Source organism: Dactylosporangium sp. NBC_01737 (assembly GCF_035963215.1).
Classification (GTDB): domain Bacteria; phylum Actinomycetota; class Actinomycetes; order Mycobacteriales; family Micromonosporaceae; genus Dactylosporangium.
The window spans coordinates 3464926-3480000 of record NZ_CP109153.1 but is presented as its reverse complement, the minus strand read 5'-3'; the positions used below and the strand labels follow the sequence as shown (position 1 = coordinate 3480000).

Here is a 15075-nt window from a genome sequence, read left to right as displayed (position 1 = left end):
TAGCGAAGCTCACTTCATCCGGGGCAACTTCTCCACTTTACCAGGTTGCTCGCCGTTGTCAAGTCCGTATTTTCGGGCTATTCAACTTCAAGCGGTTTCCCGAGCATAACAAGGACACCGTTTCCGGTGATCTTGTTTCGGGAGATCCGGTAGGACCGGCCGGCACTGGAGCGTGTCGCTCGCTTGCCCGCCCGGCTCCCTGCCGGCTTTGTTACTTTACCAGTCTGATCCGTCCTGTCAAGTTCGCGTTATCCGCTTGTCGACCTTCTGGAACGTTTCCCGCGCATGCCGACCGCACCGTTTCCGGTGTGGAGACCTACTCGGGATTCCGGCTGGACCGGCCGGCTCGCGCCTCTCGGCACTCGCCCGCCCGGCTCCCTGCCGGCTGGATCAACCTACCCGGCCGGCTTCGCGATCGCAAATCAGGCTTACACCGTCTGATATCGCACCACCCGGGGACAACTTCCGCGAACCGGTCGTTTCCGACCAGCCCCTCGGACCTGGAGAACCGTACGGGGAACGGCGAACCTGCGTCAAATCGGCCGTGCACAGCCCCCGCGGAACGGGGAGGATGGCGGCATGATGCCAAGCCCCCGCGCGGACGCCCTGCTGGAGCTGCTCTTCCCGCTGTGGCAGCTCATCATCGGCGTGGTGGTGGCGCTGGTGCTGGTCATCGCCACGTATCGGCTGGCGCTGCGCGGGCCTTCGCGGATGCGCACCGTGCTGCTCGTCACCGGCGCGGCCATCGTGGGCCTCACCGTCTTCGGCATCCTGAGCGCCCGCTCCGCCTGACGAGCGCGAGCAGCGGCACGAACCGGAAACGAACGGAAGCGCTCAGAGCCGGCGGTTGGCCAGGCTCGGCAGCGTGGCACGGATCTCCGCGAGCCGCGCGAAGTCCAGATCCGCGAAGGTGACGCCCACGACGTCCGGCGCCAGGGCCACGACGGTGCCCCACGGGTCGATCACCATGCTGCGACCGAAGCACGTGCGGTCCGGGTCGTGGTTGCCGACCTGACCTGCGGCCAGCACATAGCACTGGTTCTCGATCGCCCGGGCGCGCAGCAGCGGCTCCCAGTGGTCGCGGCCCGTGTGCAACATGAACGCCGCCGGCACCGCGAGCACGGTCGCACCATCGATCGCGAGCTGCCGGTACAGCTCCGGGAAGCGAAGGTCGTAGCAGATCGACAGTCCCAGCACTGCCCCGTCGACGGGGAGCAGCGTGGTCTGCGTGCCGGGCGCCACGGTCGCGGACTCGTGATAGGAGACACGGCCGGGGATCTCGACGTCATACAGGTGGATCTTCCGATACGTGCCGGCGAGCGCGCCCTGACGGTCGAAGACGAGTGTGGTGTTGAACGTGTGCTCGGCGTCCGGGCCGATCTCATGGAACGAGCCGGCGTGCACCCAGATCCCCAGGTCCCTCGCGGCGTCGGCGAAGAAGGTGGCGAACTCGCCGTCGATCGGCTCCGGCTTCGGCGCACCGCCGGCGCGGCCGAGGTAGTCCACGTACTCCGGAAGCACCGCCAGATCAGCACCGCCTGCGGCGGCACGCTCCAGCAGGCTCCTGGCCACCCTCAGGTTCTCGGCCCGGTCGTCACGGGCGTTGAGCTGACACACCGCTACGCGCATGCTCCCAGCCTATCGATCAGGCGGCGGTCAGCACGAGAGCCGCGGCGGCCAGACCGAGCCCGGTGATCTGCAACGGTCGCATCCGCTCGCGGTCGACCATCATCGCGAGGAAGACGGTGCTCACCGGGTACAGCGAAGCGATCGGCGCGGTGATGCTCAACATCCCTCCCCGCACGGCCACCAGATAGAACGCGTTCGCGGTCACGTCGAACGCGCCGGCGGTGCCGGCCAGGGCCAGCGACGTGCGGTCCATCTTCAGCGGCACGCGCATGACGCGCATCGCCACCAGGAGGCCGATCACCCCGGCGACCCGCCCCGACAGCAACGGCCACATCCCGGACGCGTGCGACGTCTGGGCGATCAGCGTGAAGTACCCGCCGAACAGCACCCCGGCCGCGAGCGCCGCGGCGACCAGGCCCTTGGAGACCTTCACGCCGCCGGTCGGCCCGGCGCTGACGAGCGTGATGGCGGCGACGGCGAGCACCGCGCCGCCGAGCGCCAGCGCGGACGGGCGACGATCGAGCACGAGACCGAGCAGCAGCGGTACCGCGGCCGTCGTCGTCGCAGTGAGCGGCGCGACGACCGACATGGCGCCGCCGGCGAGTCCGCGATAGAAGACGACGAGCCCGGCAACGCCGAGCACGCCCGCGGCCGCACCCCAGGCGAGGTCGGCGACGGTCGGCATGCCGGGCCGGGTGACGAGCAGCCAGCCGATGACCAGGGGGATGCCGGCCAGCTCGGCGACCAGTGCGATGCCGAACGAGTTGGTGCGCTGGCTCGCCTTGCCGCCGGCGAAGTCACCTGCACCCCAGATGAGCGCGGACGTGGCAGCGAAGACGAGTGACAACACGCAGGCAACGATATGCGTCGCCTACAAAGCTCGCCACCACGTTTTCCGTTGTCCAGTCCCGCCACGAACCACGTTTCGGTTGTCTGACCTGCGCTTTGGTCGTACACCGGCGACCGCGAAGAAGCGAGCTCGATGTGGCACGCAACACGCCGCCCACCTTGAGGGTGGACGGCGTGTGGACGATCGCTTCGGCTCAGGCCGACTTCTCCTCGCGGTCCGCGCGGCGGCGGCCGGCCCGGTGAGCGGCGAGGTCGCGCGGGACGATGGTCGGGATGACCTTCTCGAGGACGACCTCGCGGGTGATCAGGACGCGGGCGATGTTGGGGTTGCTGGGCACCTCGTACATCACGCTCAGGAGGACTTCCTCCATGATCGCACGGAGCCCGCGGGCGCCGGTGCCACGGAGGATCGCCTGGTCGGCGATCGACTCAAGGGCCTCGGCATTGAACTCCAGCTCGACGCCGTCGAGCTCGAACAGGCGCTGATACTGCCGGACGAGCGCGTTGCGCGGCTCGGTGAGGATCTTGACCAGCGCGTCGCGGTCGAGGCTCTTCACGCTGGTGATGACGGGGAGGCGGCCGATGAACTCGGGGATGAGCCCGAACTTCAGCATGTCCTCCGGCATCACGTCGCCGAAGCTGTCGTCCATGGTGCGGTCGGTGATCGAGCGCAGGTTGGCGCCGAAGCCGGTGCCGCCCTTGCCCACCCGGGCCTGGACGATCCGGTCGAGCCCCGCGAAGGCGCCACCGCAGATGAACAACACGTTGGACGTGTCGATCTGGATGAACTCCTGGTGCGGGTGCTTGCGGCCGCCCTGCGGCGGCACGTTGGCGACCGTGCCCTCGATGATCTTCAGCAGCGCCTGCTGCACGCCCTCGCCGGAGACGTCCCGGGTGATGCTCGGGTTCTCCGACTTGCGCGCGATCTTGTCGACCTCGTCGATGTAGACGATGCCGGTCTCGGCGCGGCGGATGTCGTAGTCCGCGGCCTGGATCAGCTTCAGCAGGATGTTCTCGACGTCCTCGCCGACATAGCCGGCCTCGGTCAGCGCCGTGGCGTCCGCGATCGCGAACGGCACGTTGAGCATCCGGGCCAGGGTCTGCGCCAGGTGGGTCTTGCCGCAGCCGGTCGGGCCGATCAGCAGGATGTTGGACTTCGCCAGCTCCACGCCGTCGCTGCCCGAGTTGCCGCCGGACTCCGCCTGGACACGCTTGTAGTGGTTGTAGACCGCCACCGCGAGGGCCTTCTTCGCCTGGTCCTGACCCACCACGTACTGGTCGAGGAAAGCGCAGATCTCCATCGGCTTGGGCAGCTCATCGAACTTGACGTCACCGGACTCGGCGAGCTCTTCCTCGATGATCTCGTTGCATAGGTCGATGCACTCGTCGCAGATGTAGACGCCAGGTCCCGCGATCAGCTTCTTCACCTGCTTCTGCGACTTGCCGCAGAAGGAGCATTTCAGTAGGTCGCCGCCGTCGCCGATCCGTGCCACCTACGATCTCCCTGCCTTCAGCCGGACTGACTGCCCGGATCGCATCGTGCTGCTGTGAACGTCAACTGCCGCTTGCGTCTTGCTTCGTGCGTGTTGCTTGGTGCTGCCTCGACGTTACCTGGTGGTCGGCAGTATTCCGACCCCCTGAGCGGTGGTGTCTTTCCGGAGGGCCACATCGGCCCGCCAGACCGTGAGGTGAGGCGGGCCGACCGTGGACCTTGTGAGCTACGCCCCGGAAGCGACCAGCGCCGACTTCTTGCGGCTGACGAGGATGTTGTCCACCAGCCCGTACTCCTTGGCCTCATCGGCCGTCAGGATCTTGTCGCGGTCGATGTCCTTGCGGACCTTCTCGATCGGCTGCCCGGTGTGCCGGGACACCATCTCCTCGAGATTCGTGCGCATCCGCATGATCTCGCGGGCCTGGATCTCGATGTCGGATCCCTGTCCGTAGCCGCCCTCGGTGGCCGGCTGGTGGATGATGATCCGCGAGTTGGGCAGCGCGAGCCGCTTGCCCGGCGTGCCGGCGGCGAGCAGCACCGCCGCGGCGCTCGCGGCCTGGCCGAGGCAGACCGTCTGGATGTCGGGCCGCACGTACAGCATCGTGTCGTAGATCGCCGTCATGGCCGTGAACGAGCCACCGGGCGAGTTGATGTACATGATGATGTCGCGGTCCGGCTCGTTGCTCTCCAGCGTCAGCAGCTGCGCCATCACGTCGTTGGCCGACGCGTCGTCGATCTGCACGCCGAGGAAGATGATCCGGTCCTCGAACAGCTTGTTGTACGGGTTGGTCTCCTTGATCCCGTACGACGTGCGCTCCACGTAGGACGGGAGGATGTAGCGGTTGTGCACCTCGCGCATCGCCGGGGGCAGGCTCAAATCGGTCATCGCTTCGCTCCTCAAGCCAGGGTTCCGGCGCCTTCCGGAGCCTGCTGGGCCCCGGTGATCACCTTGTCGATGAAGCCGTAGTCGCGCGCCTCTTCAGCGGTGAACCAACGGTCGCGGTCGGAGTCGGACTCGATCTGCTCCAGGCTCTGGCCCGTGTGGAACGAGACCCGCTCCTGGAACATCCGCTTGGTGTAGAGCATCTGCTCGGCCTGGATCGCGATGTCCGAGGCCGTGCCGCCGATGCCGCCCGAGGGCTGGTGCATCATGATCCGCGCGTGCGGCAGCGCCATGCGCTTGCCCGGCGCGCCGGCGCACAGCAGCAGCTGGCCCATCGACGCCGCCATGCCCATCGCGACCGTCGCCACGTCGTTGGTGACGAACTGCATGATGTCGTAGATCGCCATGCCCGAGTAGACGGAGCCACCGGGCGAGTTGATGTAGAGCCAGATGTCGCGCTCCTCGTCCTCGGCGGCGAGGAGGAGCATCTGGGCACAGATCCGGTTGGCGACCTGGTCATTGACCTCGCTACCAAGGAAGATGATGCGTTCCTTGAGCAGCCGGTTGAACACCGAGTCGTCGAGCGTCAGGCTCGAGTCCGCGCCACGACCGCGCCCGGAGGGCGCGGGACTGACTGGCGACGCTGGAATATGCAGGTCGGTCATGGCAGCCCTTCGCAAGAGTCTTGTACTTGCCGACCCTAACCGGTGTTGGGAGCGGGAGCTTCCCATGCTCACCGCATTTCGCTATGAGCGCACCGTGGTCGACCGGGCCCGCAGCGTTTCGCGGGCCCGGTCGCTCAGATCAGTGGTTGTGACCCTCGTGGTCACCGTGGTCGTGACCCTCGTGCTCGTCCACCGGGCCGCGCAGGTCGTCCAGCGACAGCGCGGTGCCCTCCGAGTCGACGATCTTCACCCGCTCGAGCACCAGACCCAGCGCCTTGCCCCGCCGCACGTCGCCGAACACCGCGCCGGCGACCCCGGCCTGGACCAGCTGGTCGTAGTACTGCTGCGGGCCGACCCCGGCACGCTGCGCCCGGTGCACGATCTCGTGCCCGAACTCGTCGTCGCTGACCTGGATGTCCTCGGCGTCGGCCAGGGTGTCGAGCACCAGCTGCACCTTCACGCCCTCGACGGCCGCCTCGTTGAGCTCGGCGTCCATCTCCTCCTCGGTCTTGCCCTCCGTGGACAGGTAGTCCTCGAACGACGCGCCGATGCGCTGCAGCTGATCGTTCATCGACTCCTTGCGCGACTCCACCTCGTCCTTCACCACGCCCTCCGGCGCGGGGACCTCGGTGGCCTCGATGACGGCCTTCAGGGCCAGGTCACGGGCCGAGTAGAGCTGCTCCATGCGCTTCACCCGGCCGAGCCGGGTCCGCAGGTCGTCCTTGAGCTCGTCGAGGGTGTCGAACTCGCTCGCCAGCTGCGCGAACTCGTCGTCGACCGGCGGCAGCTGCTTGTCCTTGACCGACTTGACGGCCACCGACACCTCGGCGTCACGACCCTCGAAGTCCCCGCCGACCAGCTGCGTGGTGAACGTCGTCGAGTCGCCTGCCGACATCCCGACCAGCACGTCGTCCAGACCCGGCACCAGCTGGCCGCTGCCCACCTCGTGGGAGATGTTGTTGGCGCTGCCGCCGGGCACCTCCTCGCCGTCCACGGTCGCGACCAGGTCGATCTGCACGAAGTCGCCGACCAGCGCCGAGCGCTCCACCGTCTTCAGCGTCGCGAACCGGTCCCGCAGCCCCTTGAGCTGCTCGTCGACGTCGTCCTCGTTGATCACGAGCGCGTCGACCGTCACCTGGATCTCCGCCAGATCCGGCAGCGTGATCTCCGGCCGCACGTCCACCTCGGCGGTGAACTTCAACGGCTGCCCATCCGCGAACTCGGTGATCTCCACCTCGGGCCGGCCGAGCGTCTTCACCTCGTGCTCACGGACCGCGGCGAGGATCTGCGTCGGAATGACCTCCTGCACCGCCTCATTCAGCACCGCGCCCCGACCGACCCGCTGGTCGATCACGGCGGTCGGCACCTTGCCTCGGCGGAACCCGGGAATCACGACCTGCGAGCCGATCTCCCGGTAGGCCTTCTTCAAGCTGGGCTCCAGCTCGGCGAACGGCACCTCGATTTCGAGCCGCACGCGCGTCGGGCTCAGGGTCTCGACGGTGCTCTTCACAGAACTTCTCCTCATGGGTCGCGGTCAGCCGCTCCAACGGCTGGGTGGACTGGCGGCTGCCTGGTATGTCCCGGTCGGGGTGGCGGGATTTGAACCCACGGCCCCTCGCTCCCAAAGCGAGTGCGCTACCAAACTGCGCTACACCCCGGTGCTGTGCGTCGGCAAGTGTATGCGTTGGGTCCGACAGCCCGCCGCTCGGTATGGCGGTGTCGCACTGCATGGACCCGCCGTCTGCCTTCCGCGACAGGATTCGGTACGCTTGGAGGCGCACCCGGGACGACCGGGGGCACGCGGGCGTAGCTCAATGGCAGAGCTTCAGTCTTCCAAACTGACGGTGTGAGTTCGATTCTCATCGCCCGCTCTTTCACCCGATCGCAGGTCAGAGGCACTGACGGGTATCACGGCCACTAGCCCCGAAGATCCGAAACAGAGATCATCTCTCACGGTTTTCTCACACCCCTGATTTCGGGGCCACCGAAGCGCGCTTGAACGCCTGCCGCAGCGTCTCCCCCGCACCGGCCAGCTCGGCCTCCTGGCTGTGCACGTACGTCGCGAGCGTGAACGACGCACTGGCGTGCCCGAGCCACGCCGAGATCACCGCCGTCGGCACCCCCCGGAGGTGCATCAGGGTGCCGCAGGTGTGCCGTGCATCGTGCAGCCGGATCGCGGGCAGGCTGGCCTTCTTGCCCAGGGCCTCGAACCGGTCGCCGTACCACTCAGGGCGGTACGGCCGGCCGAGCTCGTCAACGACGACGTGATCGCCGACACACCGCTCACCCGTCCTCGGGTCGACCAGGCGGCAGGGTGCCGCGTACGCCTCGCCGGCCGCTTCCCGCTCGTCGCGCTGGCGCAGCTGCAGCACCGTGAGCGCGTCGACCAGGTCGTCATCGAGCGGCAGGGTGCGCTTGCTCCGCTCGGTCTTCGGCTCTTTCTCGACGATCTCGCCGGCGACGGAGGTACGCGCCCACCGGATTGTGATCGTCTTGGCGACCAGGTCGACGTCGGACCAGCGCAGCCCGAGGACCTCGCCGCGGCGCAGCCCGTACAGGCTGAACTGCCACGCCGCGTGCAGCCGCTCGTCGGTGACGTACTCGAGGAACGCCGCGGCGCTGTCGGCCGTCCAGGTGCCCATCTCCGTCGGCGTGTGCGTCGGCCGCTCGACCAGCTTGACCACGTTCCGGCCGAGGTTGCCCTGCTTGACCGCGCTCTCGAACACCGCGCTAAGCAGGATCAGCATGAGGTTGACGCTGCGCGGGGAAAGCTTCGTGGTTTTGACGTTGCCTACGCGCCGGCCGGTGGCGAGCAGTTTGGTCACCATCGTGTCGAGGTTGGCCTTGGTGACCTTCTGGCTCTCCAGGTGCCCGACATGGGCCTTGGCGTGCTTCAGCGCGTCGGTGTAGGTCCGGCGGGTGCCGTCGCCGATGTTGCGCTTGCCCGCCAGCCAGGCGTCGATCATCTCGGACACTGTGGTCTTGCCGGGCCGGACGTAGGTCCCCTGGGCCCGGTCGGCGATGATCTTCGACCGCTCCGCCCTGGCCTCCTTGAGCGTGTCGTAGGTGAACGTCCGCTGGTCGCGCCGGCCGTCGGGCTTCTGGCCGACGTCGATCACGAACCGGTAGCGAACCTGGCCGTCTGCCAGTTCCACCCGGTGAATCGGGTCAGTCTTCCTGGCCGCCACCGTCACCTCCCTTGGGCTCGAACCGATCGCGTAGGCCGCCCTCCGGCAGCCGTGGCAGTGGCAGCCCGAGCCGGCGCATCTCGTTCCGGACCGTGCGGAGGTTCTCCTCAGCCAGAGCCGCGAGGGTGAACACGAACTCTCCGACTGGCTTTCCTTCAGCCGCGGCCATGCGGGGGCGGCTGAAGGTCTCGAACCAGTCCAGGACATAACGCCGGTGCTGGCGGTACAGCCACAGCGGCCGAACGTCCTCGGTCCACTTCGTGTCGATGCCCTCGGGGATCTCGTACCACTCATACAGCCCGGAGTCCGGGTCCCGGCCGCCGTGGCCGAAGTAGTCGTGGAACTCTTCGCCATCACCGGTGAACCAGGCCAGCGCAGCATCAACGGGTATCCGCACGCCAGGCAGTAGGTCGATGTCGGGCTCGCCGGCCTGGCCGAGGGGGAAGAGCAGCCAGATCGGCGGGACGCGGAGAGCGCGGGCGATGGCCACCAGGTCGTCAAGGTCGACGCGGCGGTCACCCTTCTCCATCCGCGAGAGTCCGAGGACCGGGATGGGTCGCCCTGCCGCCGCGAGTCGTTCGGCCAGCTCGGCGTACGTAACCCGCTGCTTTTCACGGATGCGCTGTATCGACCGTGCGACCTGGGTCGCGAGCGGTCCGGGCTCGATTCGTTTCTCTGCCACGCGGCGAGTCTCCCATCATGATGTTGTGTGCGCAAGGCGTGATGTATTGCGCAGTGCGCGCTTGGTGTTGCATGATGCTGGTGTGCTCCATGGTCATGATGTGGCTATCCATCATGACGATGGCTACCTGAGGAGCTGATCATGCAAGACGCGACCCTGCGCGCCATCCCCAACCCCGCCGCTGAACCCACAATCAAGGTGAAGCGCGGCGCGGACATCCTCGGCATCTCGCTGCGCCACGCCTACGCGGCCATCGAGCGTGGCGAGATCCCCTCGATCCGCGTCGGACGGAGCATCGTCATCCCGACCGCGCGGTTCCTCGCCAAGTACGACTTGGCACCGGCCACGACTCAGGCGGTCGCCTGAGATGGCCCAGACCGGTCCCGGCTCTGGGGCATCTGACCCCGCGGTCGACCGGGTGCGAGTCGGCAAGTTCGACTGGGAACGCCTCATGATGGTCTCGCCGTTGCCTTGGCCAACGCGCTCGATCCTGCACGTGCTGGCGATCTACATGGACGACGACGGCGGCTCCGCCCGGCCCGGCCTGCCGGCGCTCGTACTGCTCACCCGCAGTCGGTCCGTCGTCATCGAGCACCTACAGGCCGCCGTGGACGCGTGCTACCTCGCCGTGATCGAGCGGGGCGGCTACCGCCGGGGAACAGCCCGCGCCACCGAGTACGCCGCGACCGTGCCCGTGGACGTCTACACCCGCCGGGAGGAGATCCTCGCGGGCCCACCGTGGCGCCGCGTGGATTCACCAACGTCCGGCCAGCCGAACCTTGGTGGGGACCGGAACGGGGACGAACGTCCGGCCAGCCGGACCTTGGCGGAACCATCAACGTCCGGCCAGCCGGACCTTGGTACCTCACGAAGGTCCGGTTTTGGCTCACGAAGGTCCGGTTTTGAGCCACGAACGTCCGGCCAGCCGGACCCCATCAATCACCTTTCATCAACCACTCAACATCAATCAGCAGGTGCTCGCTCTCGCGTCGAGTCGCTGATCTCCGATGCTGGCGCCAGAGATGACGAGATTCAGCGAGTCATCGAGAACATCCAGACCGAGCACCAGCCGCGGTCCCTCGGCGCCTACGTCGCCAAGCTGGCCGAGTCCGGCGACCTCGCCGACAAGGTCACGGCGATACGCACGCCCAGGCACCGGACGGCCGGTGCAGCTCTGCCGGTCACTGACGACCGCTGCCCGCGGCATCGTGGCTCACCGGCCAGCAACTGCGGCCCGTGCCGCTCCGAGCAACTGGGCGCGGCATGAGCAGCCCGCAGTGCCAACCCACAAGACGTGCCAACCGAACGCCTGATGCCCGCCCGGTGTCCGGCCCGTCGCTCGGACACCGCCCTAACGCGCTAGGCGCGGACGCATACGAGAGAGGCAGGCATGACCGTTCCTCAAGAGGTGCCGCTGCTCCGTAGCGGCCCGCGGGCCGGCTACACCGGTAAGGACGAGTACGACGCGGCGGACAAGCGGCTACGGCGCGCGCTGGCGCAGCTGGCCCGCGAAGTCGACCCGGGCGCCCGCGTGGTCGGCGCGCAGTTGGCCGCGGCGGCTACCTCCTTTCTCGCTGAGCTCGCCGCCCGCGGCGAGGCTGCCTCGCCGACCATGCGGCGCCGACAGCGCCGCGACGCGCGGCTACTGGCCAAGGTCGAGCGGCTGCACGCCGAGAGGCAGGCATGACACCGCGACCCGGCCCCTGCGGCTGCACCAGCACCACATGGTGCCCGCAGCACTGGCAGGCCCTCAACCCCATCGAGAAACGCGCCTGGACCCGCCGGCAGCGCGACGCCGAGGACGTGAGAAACCCGTGAGATTGGCCCCTATCGCCGCAGGTCAGCGGCTACCCGTCAGTTTCCTAATCAGACGGTTTAGCGCCGATGACGGCGGCCGGTAGCTGGTCGGCCCACCCCCCAGGGTCGACCCCCGAACGCCCCCGCCCCGCCGTCATCGGCGCTGGTGGCGTCTTCATACCCGGACACCTCTGCGAGCCCGTCTGGCGCGCTCTCTGCGCGGAGCTGGCCCGCCACCGCGCCACCGGCGCCCGCGTCCGGCCCGAGACCGCCGCCGTCGTCGACGCCCTACGCCAGGCCGCCGCCGACCACCTCGCCGCCATGTCCGCGCACGGACACGAGCCGCGGACATCCGTGGACCTTGACGCATCCTCACCACAGCGCGCGCTACTGACCACCGGCCACCTGGCCGCCCGCCTCGGCATCAGCGAACGACACGCACGCCGTCTCGCCGCCGCCGCCGGCATCCAACCGGCCACCCGCAACGCCTGGCACCCCGCTGACGTCGCGGCCCTGGCCGCCCGACACGAAGGACCGACCCAATGACCGAACCGCTCGGGCCCGTCAACGCGGACCCGTCCATCGTGAACGGCCGCGCCGCGCAGACCGCCTACGCCGAAGGCCTCGACGCCATCCGCGCCGATTCGCGCCTGTCCGACCTCGCACGCGCCGAGCAGATCGAGGCAGCCCGTCGCAACCACGTGGAAGAGCTGGCACGCCTCCAGTCCGACCTCGACGACCGCCGGCGCGCCCGCTTGAGCCACCTGCAGGCCCAACTCCCCAACGGCCCGGACATCCCGGCCAACGTGTCCGCAGCGGACCGCGCTGTGCTGGTGACGGCGTTCCGCGGCGAGCTCGCCCAGGCCCGCGACGCCGACCAGGCCGGCAGGCTCGCCCAACTCGCGGATGGACTCCGCTACGGCGACGACGCTGCGGTGCGGGCCGTGATGTCGGTCGCGTTCGACACGACCGACATGCCCGTGATCAACGCCTGGGCCGCGGCCACCGGTAACGACGCCCTGATCGCCGAGCACATTGCGCTCCGCGGCCAGCTCACGGGCAGCGACCGGACGGCGGTTGCGTTCGCAGAGCAGGCATTCCGGCAGCCGTCCAAGCCCCGCGAACTGGCCAACCTGCCGCACCTTCGCCGGGCCGCCGAGCAGGCCGCCCAGGATGCCGCGCAGACCGCCCGCCGCAACGTCCACGTCTACTGACCAAGGAGCATGACCGTGCGCACCCTCGCCATGGAGCCGATGCGGCACCTCGACGAGCCACACGTCTCCCAGGTGCCCGTCATCCCCGCCGACGCCTCCCCGGCCCTCCACGAGGGCCTGCGCCGTCGCCGGGTAGCCGCCACCCTCGGCCGCTGCCCGTGCGGCGCGACACGGCCGGCCATGACCGCCATCCAGCACGCCAGCGCAGAGCAGGGCGGCACGGTGTGGCGGCCGTTCCCGCACACCGCCGACTGCCCCGCCCACGATGACCCGCTCGGCGCCGCCCTGGCCGCCTGGCAGAACCGGAAGTAGGGAGCACCTCATGGCGCTGGTACTCGGCGACCTGGCGGCGATCATCAGCGCCGACGACCGGCCCTTCGAGGAGGGTCTCGATCAGGCCCGGACCAAGTTCCAGAAGTTCGGCGACAAGTTGCAGGCCGCCGGCGCGCTCGCTGGCGCCGCTATTGGTGCTGCCCTCGCTGTCGGCATTGCCGGCGCGCTGGAGATGGAAGCGGCCAACGACAAGCTCGCCGCCCAGCTCGGCCTCTCCGCTGCGGAGTCTGAGCGGATGGGCAAGATTGCCGGTGACCTGTACGCCGACGCCTACGGCGAGAGCCTCGGACAGGTCAACGACGCCATCGCCGCAATCACCCGCAACCTCGGCCAGCTTGGCGACGACGAACTCAAGGAGATCTCCGCCGCTGCGCTCAACCTGGCCTCGGCGTTCGACGTCGACGTTGCCGAGTCCACCCGCGCGGTCAGCAAGCTGATCAAGACCGGCCTCGCCACGAACGCTGAGGAGGCGTTCGACATCCTCACCCGCGGCTTCCAGGGCACCGCCAACGAGGCTGACGACCTGCTCGACACGTTCTCCGAGTACTCGACCCAGTTCCGGGCGTTGGGTGTCTCCGGCAAGCAGGCCCTCGGCCTGATCGAGCAGGGCCTTGCCGGCGGCGCCAGGGACGGTGACGTGGTGGCCGACACTATCAAGGAGATCAACGACCGGGTCCTCAACGGCGACGCCGCGGCCGGGTTGAAGGCCATCGGTCTCAACGCCAAGCAGATGGCCGCGGACTTCGCCGCCGGCGGACCGCGAGCCAACAAGGCCCTCGACACCATCTTTGACCGGCTCCGCACGATCAAGGACCCCGCGGAGCGGGCGAAGGTCGCTGCCGAGCTGCTCGGCGAGAAGTGGGTTGACCTGCAGTCCGCAGCGTTCGCCCTCGACCCGTCGTCGGCTGTGGAGGCCCTCGGCAAGATCGACGGCGCGAACAAGCAGCTGGGCGACACCCTCTCCGACAACGCGAACACCAAGCTGACGATGTTCAAGCGGCAGGTACAGGCGGTCCTGGTCGAGAAGCTCGCGGAGGTGGTCCCGTACATCGAGGCCACGTTCGGGTGGCTGTCCCGCAACTCGGAGTGGGTGACCCCGCTCGCCACCGGCCTCGGCATCCTCGCTGGCGCGATCGTTGTCGCGTCCGGCGCGATGAAGGTCTGGGCCGTGGTACAGACGATCTTGAACCTGGCGCTGTGGACGTCGCCGATCACCTGGATCGTGGTTGCGGTCATCGCCCTGGTCGCCGGCATCGTCCTGCTCGCCACCCACACGAAGGAGATCGGCGAACTCTGGGACGTTGTGTGGGGCGGCATCACCGACGCGGCACTGTGGGCCTGGGGCAAGATCAAGGCCGCTGCGGCGGCAGGCTGGGCGTACCTGCAGAACGTCTGGTCGAGCTTCCTGTCACTGCCTGAGCAGCTCGGCAGCGCCTTCTCCAAGATCGCGGGGTACATCACGGCACCGTTCCGGGCGGCGTTCAACGCGGTCGCCCGCCTGTGGAACGGCACCATCGGCGCACTGCACTGGTCGGTGCCCGGCTGGGTGCCGTTCATCGGCGGCAACTCGATCAGCGCGCCGAAGCTTCCCCAGTTGGCACGGGGCGGCTACGTCCCGGCCACGCCGGGCGGGCGGCTCGTCAACGTCGGCGAGGGCGGCCAGGGCGAGATCGTCGCGCCTGAAAGCAAGCTGGCTGCCCTGCTTGACCGAGCGGTTGCCGCCGGCGCCAGAACAGCCGGCGGCGCTGCCGCTGCAGGTGGTACCGGCGAGCGCGTTCGCGACGTCATCCTGATGGTCGATGGCGAGGTCATCGAGCGCCGGACCCTGAGGGCCATCGACGGCAACAGCGAGCGCGTAGCCCTGGCGGTCCGCGCCGGCGACAAGAGCCTGGCCTTCGCCGACTGACGCGCCGGCGCCCGCGGAGCTCCTCGGCCAGGTCGCCGAGCAGCTGCGGCCCGCATCGAAACGAACGTGCCCAGCGGCCCGCTGGGAAGGTACCCGGCGGGCCGCTACGTGTTCGGGCTTCTGCGGCGCCTACGGTGGCGGTATGACGACTGAAGACGTCAACGTAACGCTCGACCGCGACACCCTGGAACTGGCCCGTGAGGACGCCGAGCGGCGCGGCGAGACCCTCGCTACGTGGATGGCCCAGGCCGCGAAAGACCGGCTGCGCCGCGACGGCGCCCAGGCCGCCGGCGAGCTACTGCACAGCGCCGAGGGCGCCGAGGCGGTCGAGGTGATGCGCGCCAACGCCCACCGTCGCGCGGCCCGCATCAGCATGGACGACGCAACATAGTCGCCGAGGAATGCCATCCTAACTGTTGTTATGGATGCATCACTCG

At 68.6% G+C, this 15075-nt stretch carries 17 protein-coding genes and 2 tRNA genes; 10 read left to right on the top strand and 9 right to left on the bottom strand.

Going from position 1 to position 15075, the window contains the following annotated elements; translation table 11 throughout:
* Positions 1–579: 579 nt before the first annotated feature.
* Entirely contained in the window at positions 580–792 is a 213-nt protein-coding gene (locus OHA72_RS15700) for a hypothetical protein (RefSeq protein WP_327008558.1), read from the top strand.
* A gap of 42 nt (positions 793–834) precedes the next feature.
* Here the strand turns inward: OHA72_RS15700 and OHA72_RS15695 are convergent, their stop codons facing one another.
* The 7 genes from OHA72_RS15695 to OHA72_RS15665 form a co-directional block, all read right to left on the bottom strand.
* Positions 835–1629 carry a carbon-nitrogen hydrolase family protein gene (locus OHA72_RS15695; protein ID WP_327008557.1) on the bottom strand — a complete coding sequence of 265 codons (795 nt, stop codon included), beginning with the start codon at positions 1627–1629 and terminating at the stop codon, positions 835–837.
* Between the two features lie 16 nt (positions 1630–1645).
* Entirely contained in the window at positions 1646–2479 is an 834-nt protein-coding gene (locus tag OHA72_RS15690) for an EamA family transporter (RefSeq protein ID WP_327008556.1), read from the bottom strand.
* Positions 2480–2672: 193 nt separating this feature from the next.
* On the bottom strand, positions 2673–3971 hold the full coding sequence (clpX, locus tag OHA72_RS15685; RefSeq protein WP_327008555.1) for an ATP-dependent Clp protease ATP-binding subunit ClpX: 1299 nt from the start codon (positions 3969–3971) through the stop codon (positions 2673–2675).
* A gap of 225 nt (positions 3972–4196) precedes the next feature.
* Complete coding sequence (locus OHA72_RS15680; protein WP_327008554.1) at positions 4197–4856, bottom strand: ATP-dependent Clp protease proteolytic subunit; 660 nt, start codon at positions 4854–4856, stop codon at positions 4197–4199.
* An 11-nt stretch (positions 4857–4867) separates the two neighbouring features.
* Positions 4868–5518, bottom strand: coding sequence for an ATP-dependent Clp protease proteolytic subunit (locus tag OHA72_RS15675; RefSeq protein ID WP_327008553.1), 651 nt, complete (start codon positions 5516–5518; stop codon positions 4868–4870).
* A gap of 139 nt (positions 5519–5657) precedes the next feature.
* Positions 5658–7028, bottom strand: coding sequence for a trigger factor (gene tig, locus OHA72_RS15670; RefSeq protein ID WP_327008552.1), 1371 nt, complete (start codon positions 7026–7028; stop codon positions 5658–5660).
* 74 nt (positions 7029–7102) lie between these two features.
* A tRNA-Pro gene (locus OHA72_RS15665) sits at positions 7103–7176 on the bottom strand.
* A gap of 142 nt (positions 7177–7318) precedes the next feature.
* Between OHA72_RS15665 and OHA72_RS15660 the strand changes: the two genes are divergently transcribed.
* Positions 7319–7389, top strand: a tRNA-Gly gene (locus OHA72_RS15660).
* A gap of 90 nt (positions 7390–7479) precedes the next feature.
* Here OHA72_RS15660 and OHA72_RS15655 read toward each other — a convergent pair.
* Both OHA72_RS15655 and OHA72_RS15650 read right to left on the bottom strand, forming a co-directional pair.
* Entirely contained in the window at positions 7480–8673 is a 1194-nt protein-coding gene (locus OHA72_RS15655) for a tyrosine-type recombinase/integrase (RefSeq protein WP_327008551.1), read from the bottom strand.
* A gap of 13 nt (positions 8674–8686) precedes the next feature.
* A complete protein-coding gene (locus tag OHA72_RS15650) occupies positions 8687–9388 on the bottom strand; it encodes a helix-turn-helix domain-containing protein (RefSeq protein ID WP_327008550.1) in 702 nt (233 codons plus the stop codon).
* 141 nt (positions 9389–9529) lie between these two features.
* On the opposite strand from OHA72_RS15650, the gene OHA72_RS15645 reads away from it, so the two are divergent.
* From OHA72_RS15645 to OHA72_RS15610, 8 genes are all read left to right on the top strand, one after another.
* A complete protein-coding gene (locus tag OHA72_RS15645) occupies positions 9530–9754 on the top strand; it encodes a helix-turn-helix domain-containing protein (RefSeq protein ID WP_327008549.1) in 225 nt (74 codons plus the stop codon).
* A gap of 52 nt (positions 9755–9806) precedes the next feature.
* Complete coding sequence (locus tag OHA72_RS15640; protein ID WP_327008548.1) at positions 9807–10655, top strand: hypothetical protein; 849 nt, start codon at positions 9807–9809, stop codon at positions 10653–10655.
* Between the two features lie 123 nt (positions 10656–10778).
* Positions 10779–11075 (top strand): hypothetical protein, encoded by a 297-nt coding sequence (locus OHA72_RS15635; RefSeq protein WP_327008547.1) that lies wholly within the window; start codon positions 10779–10781, stop codon positions 11073–11075.
* A gap of 197 nt (positions 11076–11272) precedes the next feature.
* The gene (locus OHA72_RS15630) at positions 11273–11731 is read left to right on the top strand and encodes a hypothetical protein (RefSeq protein WP_327008546.1); all 459 of its coding nucleotides are present in this window, start codon (positions 11273–11275) and stop codon (positions 11729–11731) included.
* On the top strand, positions 11728–12399 hold the full coding sequence (locus tag OHA72_RS15625; RefSeq protein ID WP_327008545.1) for a hypothetical protein: 672 nt from the start codon (positions 11728–11730) through the stop codon (positions 12397–12399). The genes OHA72_RS15630 and OHA72_RS15625 overlap by 4 nt, the downstream gene beginning before the upstream one ends.
* Before the next feature lie 9 nt (positions 12400–12408).
* Positions 12409–12711 carry a hypothetical protein gene (locus OHA72_RS15620; RefSeq protein WP_327008544.1) on the top strand — a complete coding sequence of 101 codons (303 nt, stop codon included), beginning with the start codon at positions 12409–12411 and terminating at the stop codon, positions 12709–12711.
* 10 nt (positions 12712–12721) lie between these two features.
* Positions 12722–14638, top strand: a complete 1917-nt coding sequence (locus OHA72_RS15615; RefSeq protein ID WP_327008543.1) for a phage tail tape measure protein — start codon at positions 12722–12724, stop codon at positions 14636–14638.
* Positions 14639–14780: 142 nt separating this feature from the next.
* Positions 14781–15029, top strand: coding sequence for a hypothetical protein (locus tag OHA72_RS15610; RefSeq protein WP_327008542.1), 249 nt, complete (start codon positions 14781–14783; stop codon positions 15027–15029).
* Positions 15030–15075: the final 46 nt, after the last annotated feature.